The organism is Cellvibrio japonicus Ueda107 (assembly GCF_000019225.1).
Lineage (GTDB): Bacteria > Pseudomonadota > Gammaproteobacteria > Pseudomonadales > Cellvibrionaceae > Cellvibrio > Cellvibrio japonicus.
The window spans coordinates 2,947,523-2,962,075 of the sequence record NC_010995.1; the positions used below are offsets into that span (position 1 = coordinate 2,947,523).

Annotated in this window: 10 protein-coding genes; all 10 read right to left on the reverse strand. The window is 55.1% G+C overall.

Features of this window, described 5'->3' with window-relative positions; genetic code table 11:
* Positions 1-6 precede the first annotated feature (6 nt).
* Positions 7-2,400: a phenylalanine--tRNA ligase subunit beta gene (pheT, locus tag CJA_RS12180; protein WP_012488121.1), complete on the reverse strand. Its 2,394-nt coding sequence runs from the start codon at positions 2,398-2,400 to the stop codon at positions 7-9.
* Between the two features lie 113 nt (positions 2,401-2,513).
* The gene (pheS, locus tag CJA_RS12185) at positions 2,514-3,527 is read right to left on the reverse strand and encodes a phenylalanine--tRNA ligase subunit alpha (protein WP_012488122.1); all 1,014 of its coding nucleotides are present in this window, start codon (positions 3,525-3,527) and stop codon (positions 2,514-2,516) included.
* Between the two features lie 212 nt (positions 3,528-3,739).
* Positions 3,740-4,099 (reverse strand): 50S ribosomal protein L20, encoded by a 360-nt coding sequence (gene rplT / locus CJA_RS12190; RefSeq protein WP_012488123.1) that lies wholly within the window; start codon positions 4,097-4,099, stop codon positions 3,740-3,742.
* 35 nt (positions 4,100-4,134) lie between these two features.
* Positions 4,135-4,332 (reverse strand): 50S ribosomal protein L35, encoded by a 198-nt coding sequence (rpmI, locus tag CJA_RS12195; protein WP_012488124.1) that lies wholly within the window; start codon positions 4,330-4,332, stop codon positions 4,135-4,137.
* Positions 4,333-4,392: 60 nt separating this feature from the next.
* Complete coding sequence (gene infC / locus CJA_RS12200; protein WP_425321171.1) at positions 4,393-4,989, reverse strand: translation initiation factor IF-3; 597 nt, start codon at positions 4,987-4,989, stop codon at positions 4,393-4,395.
* Positions 4,986-6,914: a threonine--tRNA ligase gene (gene thrS, locus CJA_RS12205; RefSeq protein ID WP_012488126.1), complete on the reverse strand. Its 1,929-nt coding sequence runs from the start codon at positions 6,912-6,914 to the stop codon at positions 4,986-4,988. Before thrS ends, infC begins: the two co-directional genes overlap by 4 nt.
* Before the next feature lie 201 nt (positions 6,915-7,115).
* Positions 7,116-9,755 (reverse strand): PepSY domain-containing protein, encoded by a 2,640-nt coding sequence (locus tag CJA_RS12210; protein ID WP_012488127.1) that lies wholly within the window; start codon positions 9,753-9,755, stop codon positions 7,116-7,118.
* Between the two features lie 84 nt (positions 9,756-9,839).
* Positions 9,840-11,237, reverse strand: coding sequence for an efflux transporter outer membrane subunit (locus CJA_RS12215; RefSeq protein ID WP_012488128.1), 1,398 nt, complete (start codon positions 11,235-11,237; stop codon positions 9,840-9,842).
* Positions 11,238-11,241: 4 nt separating this feature from the next.
* The gene (locus CJA_RS12220) at positions 11,242-13,176 is read right to left on the reverse strand and encodes a MacB family efflux pump subunit (protein ID WP_012488129.1); all 1,935 of its coding nucleotides are present in this window, start codon (positions 13,174-13,176) and stop codon (positions 11,242-11,244) included.
* Positions 13,176-14,552 (reverse strand): efflux RND transporter periplasmic adaptor subunit, encoded by a 1,377-nt coding sequence (locus CJA_RS12225; protein WP_049765456.1) that lies wholly within the window; start codon positions 14,550-14,552, stop codon positions 13,176-13,178. The genes CJA_RS12220 and CJA_RS12225 overlap by 1 nt, the downstream gene beginning before the upstream one ends.
* Position 14,553: the final 1 nt, after the last annotated feature.

Genomic DNA, 14,553 nt, shown 5'->3' on the forward strand with positions numbered 1-14,553 from the left:
TATTCCCTATCTGAGGGTAGCGGAAAATGTCACCTCCAGATGCTTAACCACAGCGTCAATAGAGGCATTGATCTCATCTTCATTAAGAGTGCGTGAAGGATGCTGAAAGGTCAACCCCACAGCAATACTTTTTCTTTGTGGATCAATACCTTTGCCCATGTATACGTCAAAGATCTTTAAGTTGACCAACAGCTCACCAGCAACGGTTTTCACAGCCTCCAGCAGAATATCAGCCGGTAAATCACGTGCTACCAGCAAGGCCAGGTCGCGGCGTACTTCGGGGAAACGCGATAGCGGTGAAAAGGCAGGAATTCGACCTTTCAGTAAACCACCCAAGTGAACCTCAAACAGGTATACCGACAGGGGAAGGTCCAGTTGCTGCTGCAAACTGGGGTGCAGAGCCCCGACAACCCCCAATAATTCACCATCACGGTAGATACCAGCTGTTTGGCCGGGATGCAGGGCACTGTGCTTGACTGGCTTGAAGCTGAAACGCTCCTGGTCACCCGTGATAGCCAGCAATGCTTCCAGGTCGCCCTTGATATCAAAGAAATCGACCGTCTCGGCTGTATTGGCCCAGGCTTCAGGAGCGCGACTGCCATAAATCAGGCCTGCCAATACAGGTTCTTGCTGTAAGCCCTGCTCGCCGGGCACAAAGCGCAGGCCGGATTCAAACAGACGCACACGGGTTTGCTGGCGGTTGAGGTTGTGGCGCAGCACATTCACCAAGCCCGGGAAAAGACTGGTACGCATCACGGCCATGTCAGCACTGATAGGATTGCGCAGCCCCACAGGCGTCACTTGCGGATCAAACAGCACCGAGAGTTTTGGCTCAATAAAACTATAGGTAATAGCTTCCTGGTAATCGCGCGCAATCAATTGGCGACGCAGCAGCGGCAGCCCCAGCTTGGCCTCGGGGCGCGCTTCAATTTGCAAAGGCGCTGCCAGGCTACGGGTGGGTAGACGGTTGTAGCCATATACGCGCGCCAACTCCTCAAGCAAATCTGCCTCTATGGCAATATCGAAACGGTAGCTGGGCACCGCAAAGATCCACCCCTCAGCACTGCTGGCGAGCAATTTAAGACCCAGGCGGGTGAGTATATCCACCACTTCACTATCGGCGATGTCCAGGCTCAAACCACTGACAATACGCACTTTACGCAGGCTGACCTGGCGCTCTTGCGGCAACTCATCATTGGCCACATGCACCACCGGACCAGCCTCGCCCCCCACAATATCCAACAACAGTTGGGTTGCGCGCTCTATGGCATCCACTTGCAATTGGTAATCCACACCCCGCTCAAAACGGTGTGAGGAGTCGGTATGCAAACCATAGGAGCGAGCGCGACCGGCAATGGCCAGGGGGTTGAAGAACGCACTTTCGAGGAAGATATCGCGGGTTTCAGCGCTGACTGCACTGGCCTTGCCACCCATGATACCCGCAATGGCCAGAGCCCCCTTGCTATCGGCGATAACCAGGGTGTCGGCATTGAGCTTGATCTCCTGGTCATCCAATAATTGCAGAGGCTCACCCTGCTCTGCCAGACGCACCTGAACACCACCCTGCAGCTTGCTCAAGTCGAATGCGTGCATAGGCTGCCCTAATTCGATCAACACATAGTTGGTTACATCGACAACGGCATCGATAGAGCGCAACCCTGAGCGAACCAGTTTGTCCTGTAACCAGGCGGGGCTTGGGCGAGTAATGTCGATATTGCGGATAACACGCCCTACATAGCGACTGCAGGCGCTTCCTGCGTGTAAAGCGACGGGGAAGGTATCAGCAATGGCAGCGGGGACAGGATGAATGGTCGGTTCACTCACCACAGCGCGGTTGAGCACACCCACCTCGCGCGCCAGGCCTTTCAGACTCAAGCAATCGCTGCGATTGGGCGTCAGGTCTACCTCAATCAGCTTGTCGTCCAGGTTCAGGTATTCACGCAGGTTGGTACCGACAGGCGCATCGGCGGGCAGTTCCCACAAGCCTGTATCGTCATCGCCAGCCTTCAACTCGGTTTGGCCGCAGAGCATACCGAAGGATTCAACCCCGCGCAGCTTGGCTTTTTTGATCTGCCACTTTTCTTCATGTTGAGAGGCACCGGGCAATTGTGCCCCAATAGTGGCGAACGGAATTTTAATACCCACACGGGCGTTGGCCGCGCCGCAGACCACCTGAGCGGGACCATCAGGCAAACCCGCCACCTGGCACACGCGTAACTTGTCGGCATCGGGATGTTGTTCACAGGCGATAATTTCCCCCACGATCACACCGGTAAAATCACCTGCCACAGATTCAACCGCGTCAACTTCCAAGCCAGCCATGGTGAGCTGGGCGACTAATTCATCAGTACCAATGGATGGATTCACCCACTCGCGCAACCAGGATTCACTGATTTTCATAATTCATTCGTTCCGTAGGTTGGGCAGTCATGCCCAACAATTGCTTTAACGCTAGATACACTCTGGAATTTGTTGTTCTGAATTTTTTGTTAGGCATGACTGCCCAACCTACGTTAAAACTGCTTTAAGAAACGCAGGTCGTTCTCGAAAAACAAACGCAGGTCATTTACGCCATAGCGCAACATGGCCAGGCGCTCCACACCCATACCAAAGGCAAAGCCGGTATAGGTTTCCGGGTCTACGCCACTGGCGTTGAACACCTCGGGATGCACCATGCCGCAACCGCCCACTTCCAACCAACCGGTACTTTTACACACACGACAGCCTTTGCCACGGCACTGGGTGCATTGAATGTCCATTTCCGCCGATGGCTCGGTGAAAGGGAAATACGATGGGCGAAAACGCACAGGGACATCCGCTTCGAAGAAGGCTTTGAGGAATTGGTCCATAGTGCCTTTCAAATCGGCAAAGCTGATATTTTTATCCACCACCAAGCCTTCCACCTGGTGGAACATGGGTGAGTGGGTCATATCGGAATCGCAGCGATAGACACGACCAGGGCAAATCACCCGAATAGGTGGTTTTTTATTTTCCATGGTGCGCACTTGCACCGGCGATGTGTGGGTGCGCAGCACATGGGTATCATCTACGTAGAAGGTATCGTGCATAGCGCGTGCCGGGTGGTGCGAGGGAATATTCAGCGCTTCGAAGTTGTGATAATCGTCTTCGATTTCCGGCCCTTCTTCCACGCTGTAACCCACGGCGGCAAAAATCTCTTCAATGCGCTGTAGCGTGCGCGTTACCGGATGCAAACCGCCGGTGTGCAGGCCGCGTCCGGGTAGGCTCACATCCACTACTTCGCTGGCCAGCTTGGCATTAATGGCCGCCTGCTCCAGCAGTTGTTTGCGTGTGTTTAGCGCCTCTTGTACGGCATCTTTGGCTTTATTGATTTCAGCACCGGCCGCCGGGCGCTCTTCGGGCGACAAACCGCCGAGGTTTTTCATCAATGCTGTGATATGGCCTTTTTTACCGAGGTAATCCACGCGCACTGCTTCCAGCGCATTCAGATCCCCAGCATCGGCAACCAGTTTTAGCGCTTCTTGTGTCAGCGCAACGAGATTTTCCATGAATGATTCCACGTAAGTTCAAGATGCCCGCCTCTTGACGCAGGCACTGAGGCAAGCTTGTCGCTAATCGATATTCAATAAAAAAGCCGCTCCTGCGCGTCCGGCGCTCGCGGCATAGCGTTCATCCTGAATATAAAAAAGGGGAAGAACCAAAGCTCTTCCCCTTTTCATCGCATCACAAAAACCCTTGCGGGCCTTCGGTTGTTGGACGATTAAGCAGCCAGAGCTGATTTAGCCTTCGCAACAACGGCAGCAAATGCTGCTTTGTCGTATACAGCCAGGTCGGCCAGTACGCGACGGTCAAGAACGATGCTCGCCTTTTTCAAGCCGGCAATCAGTTGGCTGTAGGTCAGACCTTCAGCGCGTGACTGGGCATTGATACGGGTGATCCACAGAGCGCGGAAATTACGCTTTTTAACGCGACGATCGCGATAGGCGTATTGACCAGCTTTGATAACTGCTTGCTTGGCAACACGGAATACACGTGAACGTGCACCGTAGTAACCTTTGGCAGCTTTTAATACTTTCTTGTGACGACGACGCGCCTCTACACCACGCTTAACACGGGCCATAATTCAATCCTCTCAAAATTCTCAATAGGCGCTAATTAGTTAGCACGGAACATACGTTGTACGCGTGGTACATCGGCTGCATCAACGATGCTGGTGCCGCGCAGTTGGCGCTTACGCTTGGTGGTCATTTTGGTCAGGATGTGGCTTTTGTTAGCGTGCTTGAACTTGAAGCCCGCGCCAGTCTTTTTGAAGCGCTTGGAGGCGCCACTGTGTACTTTAGCTTTGGTTGCCATGTGATAGAACTCCACACATTTAAGTCAGTAATTAAATAACCAAGGCAGCTAAAAGCCCGGCTATTTTCTCTTTTTGGGGGCGATTACCATGGTGAGCTGTTTGCCTTCCATTTTGGCGGCTTGCTCCACAGTGCCCAACTCGGTCAGGTCTTTCTCGATGCGCTGCATCATTTCCATTCCCAACTCCTGGTGGGCGAGCTCGCGGCCGCGGAACTTTAAGGTTACCTTGGCTTTGTCCCCATGCTCCAAGAAGCGGATCAGGGCCTTTAACTTGACCTGATAATCCGCTTCTTCCGTCCCTGGGCGAAACTTCATTTCTTTCACTTGCTGCTGCTTCTGTTTCTTTTTGGCAGCTGCTTTGGTTTTCTTGATTTCAAACAGATGCTTGCCGTAGTCCATGATTTTGCAGACTATCGGATCGCTATCCGCGACAATTTCCACCAGATCCAGGGTTGCGGCTTGGGCCGCTGCCAGGGCTTCTGACAGGGGCACTATACCTACCTGCTCGCCTTCGGCATTGATTAAACGAACTTGTTTTGCGTCGATCTGATCGTTGATCCGGGCCTTTTTAGAATTGCCTTTGGCCGCGGGGGCGTTGTCTCGTTTGATAATCGTATCTCCAAAAAATGAATCGGTACCCTGGCTTAACGCACTTATTCGGCAGAAAAAACTCTGCCTCGACGCGCTATATCGGCGGTCAAGTGCGCGATGAAAGCATCAAGGGGCATCACACCAAGATCCTTGCCGTCGCGAGTGCGCACTGCAAGTGATTGATTTTCAACCTCTTTATCGCCAACGACGAGCAGGTAAGGCACCCGCTGGATGGTGTGCTCGCGGATTTTAAAGCCGATCTTCTCGTTTCTCAAGTCCGCAATCACTCTAATGCCCTGTTCACGCAAGGCTTTTTCCACCCGTTTGACGTATTCCGCCTGGCTATCGGTGATATTAGCCACCACGACCTGCACCGGTGACAGCCATACCGGGAAGGAGCCTTCGTAGTGTTCGATCAGGATACCCAGGAAGCGCTCGAAGGAGCCCAGGATGGCGCGGTGCAGCATCACCGGGCGCTTGCGCACGTTATCGTCAGCGACATATTCGGCATCCAGGCGCTCGGGTAACACATAGTCCAATTGGATGGTGCCACACTGCCATGAGCGACCTAGGGCGTCCTTGATTTGGTATTCGATTTTGGGGCCATAGAAAGCGCCTTCGCCGGGCAGTTCTTCCCATTCCAAACCGGCGGCGCGCAGGGCAGTGCGCAGCCCCTCTTCCGCCTTGTTCCAGGTTTCCAGGCTGCCGGCGTATTTTTCCGGGCGCAGGGAGAGCTTGACGGCAATGTCGGTAAAACCGAAGTCGTCGTACACGCTTTTCAGCATTTGGTTAAACGCGGCCACTTCTGCCACTACCTGGTCTTCAGTACAGAAGATGTGGGCATCGTCCTGTACAAAGCCGCGCACGCGCATAATGCCGTGCAGTGCGCCCGAGGCTTCGTTGCGGTGACAGGAGCCAAACTCCGCCAGGCGCAGCGGCAGGTCTTTGTGGGAGCGCAGGCCGTGATTGAATATTTGCACATGGCCGGGGCAGTTCATCGGCTTAACCGCGAAATCGCGCTTTTCCGATTCGGTGGTGAACATGTTCTCGCGGTAGTTTTCCCAGTGGCCGGATTTTTCCCAGAGCACGCGATCCATAATCAGCGGTGTGCGCACCTCCTGGTAACCCCAGTCATTTTGCTTGGCGCGCATGTACTGCTCGATCTGCTGCCATAAGGTCCAGCCTTTGGGGTGCCAGAACACCATGCCGGGCGCTTCATCTTGCAGGTGGAAGAGGTCGAATTTTTTGGCCAGCTTGCGGTGATCGCGCTTGGCCGCCTCCTCCAGCAGGTTCAAATAGGCTTTGAGCTGCTTGGCATCGGCAAAGGCAGTGCCGTAGATGCGCTGCAGCATTTTGTTGTTGGAATCGCCGCGCCAGTAGGCACCGGATACCCGCATCAACTTAAAGTTGAGGCAGAAGCGCATATTGGGCACATGGGGGCCGCGACACATGTCGATATATTCTTCGTGGTGATAGAGGCCGGGCTGGTCGCTCTGGGGAATATCGCGCTCAAGGATTTCCAGCTTGTAGGATTCACCGCGCGCGGCGAACACAGCGTGGGCCTCCTGCCAGCTCACCTTCTTTTTCACCACGTCGTATTCGGTTTTGGCCAACTCCAGCATGCGCGCTTCCAGTGCCGCGATGTCCTCGTCGGTGAGTTTATGCTCCAGGTCTACGTCGTAATAAAAGCCGTTATCGATGGTGGGGCCAATGGCCATTTTCACATCGGGATACAGCTGTTTAATGGCGTGGCCGAGCAGGTGCGCACAGGAGTGGCGGATGATTTCCAGTCCGTCATCGTCTTTGGGAGTAAAGATCACCAGGTTGGCGTCTTCGCTGATCAGGTCATGGGCGTCCACGCGCTGGCCGTTGACACGGCCACCCAGGGTAGCCTTGGCTAAGCCTGGGCCAATAGAGGCAGCGACTTCGTACACAGAGACGGGTTTATCAAACGAGCGTTGGGAACCATCGGGGAGGGTAATAACAGGCATTTTCGATCCTTTTCAGTGGTGACCCCTACCAAAGGTCACGTGATAAAAATGGGGCGCAATCAATAAAAAAGCCCACACCTACGATTGTGCGGGCCGGCGAGTATAGTGGAGCGAAGGAAATGGAGGCAACCTCCAAATAGCCATCAATCCCCCAGGCCAGTGGTCCAGGTGTATTATTGAGGTAGCAGGTTACCCGGTGTGTTAATACACATCGCGTTTATAGCGATTACTCTCGATCAATTGCTGGAGTTCATTTTCACCCAGGATGTCCTGCAGTGCCTGGTGAACCCCTGCCCCCATGGCCATACCGCCACACACGTAGATGGCTGCACCACGATCCAGCCATTCACCGAGTTGCTGTTGCTTGGTGCGCAAGACATCCTGCACATAGCCTTCGCCATCGCGGGAATAAACCTCATCCAGTTCACTAAGGAATCCGGATTGATGCCAGGCATCCAACTCTTGCGCAAATAAACGATCCTTGCTGCGCTGGCGCTCGCCAAAGATCAGCCAATTTTGCGCCTGGTCCTTGAGGTAGCGCTGATGTAAATGCGAACGCAAACCCGCAATACCAGTACCGGCCCCTATCAGGATAACGGGCACCGACTGCTCCGGTGCATGGAACGATGGATTGTTGCGAATACGTGCGCTGATAGATTGCTGCTCGTCCGCAAACGCCGTCAGCCAACCCGAACCCAAGCCCAACTCACCCTGTGCATTAAATGCCTGGCGCACCACCAGATCGACTATGCCATCCGTCGGCAGCGAAGCAATGGAATATTCGCGATGAGGTAAAGGCTGCAATCCTTCCACCAAAGAGGATAAATCTTGCTCACGCAGTTGATGCAACTCAGGCAATACCGATTTTGCCAACCAATCGGCAAGTGGAACCCCTTGTACCCGGGTATCACCGGAAACTCCCGCCGCATTGAGCAAGGCTCTGACTGTGGCAGGGTTGTGTTGTGGTTTTATTTCCAGGATGTCGCCCGCCAGCCAGGGCGTATTACCCGGCCGTGGAGGTTGCAGGCTTACGCGGTAGACAGGAGCCCCCAGGCTATCCGGGTTGAGCAGTTGGCGAGATTGCAAGCGCCAGGCCTCATATTCCGGTGCAGCCCAGGCCGTCACCTGGGTGACACCACTTAATTGGGCAATCTGCTGCTGCCACTGCTGGATAGTGTGGGGATCACCATTATCCACATTAATGCGCGCAAATAACGGCTGGGCACCGCTGGCCAGTAACCATTGCTCGACCTGAGCGGCAAAGGCGCAATAATCGATATAACGCTTATCACCCAGTCCCAACACGGCAAACTGCAACCTTGATAAAGACAAGGGGGTTTTAAGGAACTTGCGTACAAAACCGCGCGCGGCATCCGGCGCTTCACCTTCGCCAAAAGTCGACAACAGGAACAACATTTTGGGTGCAGTTTCAAGGGTGGATTTATCCAGCGCGGCAATGTTTTTCACACTGGCTTTAATGCCACCGGATTGCAAAATCGTAGCGGTGTTCCAGGCTAATTGCTCGGCAGTACCTGTCTGGCTGCCATAGACAACCCAATAATCGGCATCGGTATGCAAACTGGCCACCGCAGCAGCTGATTGCCTGCTGTGCTTTTTCTTCCGGCGACGATCGAAATACAACAGGAAGCCGGTAATCGTAAACAGCGGCATCAACAGCGAGGCAATCATATTCACGATAATGCCGGGTGTACCGAACCACTCGCCGGTGTGCAATTCGTACAACCCCTGGTAAATACGTTTACCTAAGGGTTCCAGGGGTTGATAAGGTTGGTCGGCAACGATTTCACCCGAACGGGGATTGATGCTCATCGAGCTGCGCTGGCGATCATTCACGGCATCCGGCGTTACATAATTGACCACCACCGGATCCACGGGGGAGCGCGGCAAGCTCAAAGCAGCAAATTTAAAATTGCCCTCTGCCTTGCTTGAGAATACCGCCCAGGCCTGGTCGATCTGCACACTGGGCATCTCATGCGCTGTACTCTCGGAGCGCCCACCCATTCGCCCTTCCGGCCTTGCACGATCACCTTGCCTTGCCCGATCACCTCCGCGCTCGGCCTGCCCGGCTCGCTCACCCTGGCCACCGAAACCACCAGGGCCACCCGGCCCGCGACGCTCTTCCATAGGTTCACCGGTTAATAACTGGGATAAACCGCTTTTATACCAGGAATAAGACCAGGACAAGCCGGTTAAGGCCAGCAGCAAATACACAACCAATACCCAGGTACCCATCACCGAGTGCAGCGCCCAATAAAAATTGCGGCCTTTTAAACTGAAATCGATACGGAACCAGTTGCGCCAATTGAGCGGGCGGCGCGGCCAGCGCAAATACAAACCGGATAATGCAAAAAATACCAGGGCCAGGGCGCTAAATCCGGTAATTTGCCGCCCCCAGTTAGTTGCGCCCTGTTCAGAGGGAATTAATAACCAGCGGTGCAGCGAACGCACCGTACGGAAAAATTGTTCGCCGCGGATTTTGCCCAGCAGCTCACCGCTGTAGGGATTGACATAAATAGCCTCACCGCGACGCTCGCCCGGTGCGGGCATTACGCGAATCAAGGCGCTGCGCTCCAGATCGGGCCAGAGGGTAATTTGCTCGACCCGGTTATCCGGGCGCTGGGCATGGAAGCGCTCAATGATAGCGTCTGGCCCCAAGCGCTCCCCAACGGCATCAACGCGCACAATATCCGGGCTAATTATCTCCATGATCGGCCGCTCAAAACTCATCATGGCCCCGGTAATGCCGACTACCGCCAATACCACACCCGCTGTAATCCCCAGGAACCAATGCACCTGGAATAACCCGTTTCGTACGCCCATTCTCTATCTAACTCTTCTTGATGTTGTCTTGATGTTGCTGCAGCCTCCCTGCCCCCAAATCCATAACATAAATGACTGAAAAAATTATTCACCGGTGGCTAACTGCCAACCACCTCCCAGGGCTTTATAAACATCCACAGCAGCCGTCAGGCGCGCCTGGTGCTGTTGCACCAGGGCATCCTGAGCCTGGAACAGGGTGCGCTGGGCACTCAGTAGCGATAACAAGTCGTCGCTGCCCTCGCGATAACGCGCTTCGGTTAAACGCAAACTGCGCTCGGCCTGGGCCGTTATCTCGGTTTGCTGTTCTTCCTGCTGGCGGGTGTTATCTGCACTGGCCAGTGCAATATCCACCTCTTGCAGGGCGGTGAGTATAGCTTTGTGGTATTGCAACAGCAGCTCGGCACGCCTCGCTTCGCTATAGCCTTTTTGATTCAGCAAACGCCCGCCGCTAAACAGGGTTTGCGCCAATGACAGGCTCCAGTTGGATGCCTGGGTTGCCGGGTTGAGTGAAAACAGCTCGCTGGCACTGCGCCCGATACCGGCACTTAAATTCAACGAGGGAAAAAGTGCGGCGCGGGCAGCGACCAGGTTGGCATCAGCAGCCAGCAGGCTGGCTTCGCTCGCTGCAAGGTCGGGGCGACGCAGTATCAATTGCGCCGGGGTACCGGGAGTAATCTCAGGCACCGTCATCGCGCTGATTGGCTCCTCTGCCAAGACAAATTCCTGCGGTGTTTTGCCAACCAGAATCGCCAGGGCTGCACTGGCCTGGCGCGCCTGCAATTGCAAAGGCAACAGGCTGGCCTGCTGGCTTAACAGATTGGTTTTTTGCTGGGCAACATCGGCCGCTGACGCAGAGCCGTTGCGATACCGGGCATCCACAACACGCATAATACGCTGGGCGATATCGATATTCTTTTGCGCGGTATCGATACGCTCGCGCAGGGCCAACCACTGGAACCAACCGCTGGCAATCGCCGCGCGCAAGCTGAGTTGGGCAGCGTCCTGGTCGTAGCGTGTTGCGTTGTAACTCGCGCGCGCCGCGCGCCGCTCGGCCGCAACACCGCCCCAGAGATCGACTTCATAACTGATACGCACATCCAGGCTGCTGGACTCGGTGCGGCTCACCACCCCATCCGGTGCTTCACTGCGTCGCCTCCCGCTCGATGCCGATAAGTCCAGGCTGGGAAACCAACTGGCATTGGCAATGTTCAATTGGTATTCCGCCTGGCGCACACGCTCACGGGTAATCAGCAAATCCGGGCTTTGCTGGTCAGCCATGTCCAGCAATTGATTTAAGGCCGGCGCATTGAACGCTTGCCACCACTGCGGATCCATGGATTCGTCAGCGGCTACACCTGTTGCGAATTGTGCCGGGTAATTGATAACCGGTTGGGTGGGCAATGCAGTATGGGTACAAGCGGATAGGAACCCCATTGCTACAACCAGGGTCAACATGGGTTTTACAGGTTTCGCTAGCATCATCAACTTACTCCGTAGCCAGTGCGGCAACCGGGTCCAGGCGCGCCGCTGTGCGCGCTGGCAAATAACCAAACACCAGGCCCGTGCCAAAAGCGCAGGTGAATGCCAACACCACAGGGGCCAGGGAATAGGCCACAGACATCCCGAAATGGGACACCACGAAGGCGCAGCCCAATCCGAGCAACACGCCGATGATCCCTCCCAAAGCGGATACCGCGAGCGCCTCCAATAGGAACTGCTGCAGGATATTTACCTGGCGTGCACCCGTCGCCATGCGAATGCCAATTTCACGCGTGCGCTCGGTGACGCTGACCAACATGATATTCATCACACCTATTCCACCAACGAGGAGCGAAATAGCGGCGATGGAGCCCAATAAAATGGTCATGGTATTTTGCGTGGCAGAGAGGGTGTCAATTAACGAGGCCATGCTGCGGATTTGGAAATCTTCCACACCGTGGCGACCCAGCAATAACTGCTTAACCTGGCTCTCCACCGTGGCGATATTGTCTTCGCCGTCGACCGAGATAGTGATATTGCGTAGCGAGCGGGTACCGATAATACGCAAGCTACCCGTGGTGTAAGGCACAAAGACTTTATCGTCCTGGTCGCGCCCGCCAGGGTCGGCACCGCGTTCACTCATCACACCGATTACCTGGAACAGCACATTGTTAATGATCAGGTATTCACCCAATGGACTGCGCTCACCAAACAATTTAGTGGCAACGGTTTTGCCCAATACCGCGACGGTTGCGTAATTTTTTTCATCGTCTTCGGTAAAAAAAGTCCCTTCCGCCAAGGGCCACTTGCGCGCCATGGGAAAACCGCTGGCAGTGGCACTGACTTCGGTGGAATGGTCGAGGTTGCTGTAGCGCAGGGTATAGCTGCCATTGACTTCCGGCAGTGCAGCGGCGATGTGATCCAACTGGCGGATGGCCTCCACATCTTCCGGTATCAGGGTGGCAATATCACCGCGTCCGCGCTGGTTAGGCCCACCGGGTAATACCAGCAACAGGTTGCTCCCCATGGAGCTGATGCTATCAACAACGGATTTTTTGGCACCATCACCAATGGCAAGCATGGTAATGACCGATGCCACACCGATCACAATCCCCAGCAGGGTAAGTGCCGTGCGGAACAAGTTGTGGTGCAGCGAGCGCCAGGCGGTTTTAGCCGCTTCACGCAAATCACTGGCAAAGCTCGATTCACCACCGTGCAAGGGCACAGGCTTATCCTGGGTGTGCCTGGGCATTGGGCCGGGATCAGCAATCACCCGGCCATCGCGAATTTCGATCAAACGCTGCGCATGTTGGGCCACTTCAGCGTCATGGGTAATGAGAATAATGGTGTGCCCCTGGGTCGATAATTCTTTCAACAGGCGCATTACCTCGCGCCCACTGTGGCTATCCAACGCACCGGTAGGCTCATCGGCGAGAATAATCTGGCCGCCGTTCATTAAGGCACGGGCAATGGATACCCGCTGTTGCTGGCCACCGGATAATTGGCTGGGACGATGATGCATACGCTCGGCCAGGCCCAGCGATGACAACAACTCGGCTGCACGCGCCTGGCGTTGCCCAGGTGCCATGCCGGAATAAACTGCCGGCATTTCCACATTCTCACTCGCTGTCGAGCCGGCCAGGAGGTTGTAGCTTTGGAACACAAAACCAAAAGCTTCACGACGCAGGCGTGCCAAATCATCCTGGGACAGTTGCGCTACGTCCTGGCCGGCAAAGTCGTATCGGCCAGAGGTAGGTTTATCCAGGCAACCGAGGATATTCATCAGGGTGGATTTACCCGAGCCCGATTGCCCCATAATGGCAACAAACTCACCAGGGTAAATATCCAGATCAATACCGTGGAGTACTTCTACTGCCAACTCACCGTTATAAAAGGTTTTGGTCACCCCGGAGAGTCGGATAAGGGGATGGATGTCAGACATTAGCGAAGCATCCTTGGGCCGCCAAAACCGGGGCCTGCCTGGTTGCTTCGCGCCGCTTGCTGGCTGGTACTGCGCTGGCCAGCGATAACCTCTTCACCCTCGCTCAGACCTTCGAGAATTTCGGCCTGGACACGGTTGCTAACCCCGACACGAACGCGCCGCTCTTCAATATCGCCTTTGGCGTTAATCACTTTCACCATCGCCGGACGACCGGCCGGACGCTCACCCGATCCGGCTTCACGCGGGCGGCGCTCGCGGTTGGCGGCATCGCGCCGATCACCGCTGCCATCCCCTGCCCTTGCAGTCTCCGCCGCGATACTGCTGTTACCGCCTGTACCGCCTGCAGTATCCGGCCGCTCTCCCGGCGGTATTCCTCGTGGCCCTCCTGCCGGTGGCCCGTAGCTCAATGCTGATACCGGAACCAGCAGCGCATTTTTGGCCTGGGATACGATAAAAAATACCTGGGTACTCATTTGGGTCATGAGTACCCGCTGTTCATTGGGAACGTTAAACAGGGCGTTATACAACACCACATTGTTCACCACTTCCGGGGTCGGCTGGATCTGCTCCAGCTTGGAATACCAGCGGCGATCCTGCCCACCCAGGGTGGTGAAATACACCTCCATTCCCTCGCGCAATTTGCTCACATCCGCTTCAGATACCTGGGTCTTTACCGTCATGGTGGACAGGTCAGCCACACGCATAATGGTGGGCGCTACCTGGGTGGCGTTGAGTGTTTGGCCCTGGCGTGCATCAATTGTCACCACGGTTCCATCCATAGGCGCATAGATATTGGCGAAATTCAGGTTGGCTGCCTCAACTCGCAGGGTCGACTCCTGCTGCTTGATCTGGGCTTCCAGCGCTTTCAATTGCGCACGTGCCGATTTCACACTGGCCTCGGCTGACTGCAGGGCCTCAGCGGTCGTGGCATCTTCCTTTTGCAGGTTTTGCTGGCGCTGGTACTGGATTTCCGCCAATTGTAATTGAGCCTGGCGATCCAATAATTGTGCATTTAAATTAGTCAGCTGCGCACGCGTAGCATCGACCTTGGCCGCATAGACAGTGGCATCTATTTCAGCGAGCAGATCGCCGGCTTTTACTTCACTACCCACATCAACCAGGAGTTTTTTCAACTGGCCCGACACCTGGGCTCCCACATCCACATAATCGCGCGGCTGCAAGCTACCGGTTGCGGTCACCAGATTCTCAAGATCGCCGCGCACCACCGTTTCACGGATATAGTTCGGCTGATCTGCATCACCGGCCCAGAGATACCAGGCTCCTGACACCAATAGCACCACTGGCACCGACCATAGCAACCAGCGGCCTATGCGCTGACGAGTAATACCCGAAGAAGATTCAATAGAGGAGTTCATG

Excerpts from the sequence above, each read along its gene's own strand:
- pheT (WP_012488121.1), bottom strand. The coding sequence starts at position 2,400 with ATGAAAATCAGTGAATCCTGGTTGCGCGAGTGGGTGAATCCATCCATT.
- pheS (WP_012488122.1), bottom strand. The coding sequence starts at position 3,527 with ATGGAAAATCTCGTTGCGCTGACACAAGAAGCGCTAAAACTGGTTGCC.
- rplT (WP_012488123.1), bottom strand. The coding sequence starts at position 4,099 with ATGGCCCGTGTTAAGCGTGGTGTAGAGGCGCGTCGTCGTCACAAGAAA.
- rpmI (WP_012488124.1), bottom strand. The coding sequence starts at position 4,332 with ATGGCAACCAAAGCTAAAGTACACAGTGGCGCCTCCAAGCGCTTCAAA.
- thrS (WP_012488126.1), bottom strand. The coding sequence starts at position 6,914 with ATGCCTGTTATTACCCTCCCCGATGGTTCCCAACGCTCGTTTGATAAA.
- CJA_RS12210 (WP_012488127.1), bottom strand. The coding sequence starts at position 9,755 with ATGGGCGTACGAAACGGGTTATTCCAGGTGCATTGGTTCCTGGGGATT.
- CJA_RS12215 (WP_012488128.1), bottom strand. The coding sequence starts at position 11,237 with ATGATGCTAGCGAAACCTGTAAAACCCATGTTGACCCTGGTTGTAGCA.
- CJA_RS12220 (WP_012488129.1), bottom strand. The coding sequence starts at position 13,176 with ATGTCTGACATCCATCCCCTTATCCGACTCTCCGGGGTGACCAAAACC.
- CJA_RS12225 (WP_049765456.1), bottom strand. The coding sequence starts at position 14,552 with ATGAACTCCTCTATTGAATCTTCTTCGGGTATTACTCGTCAGCGCATA.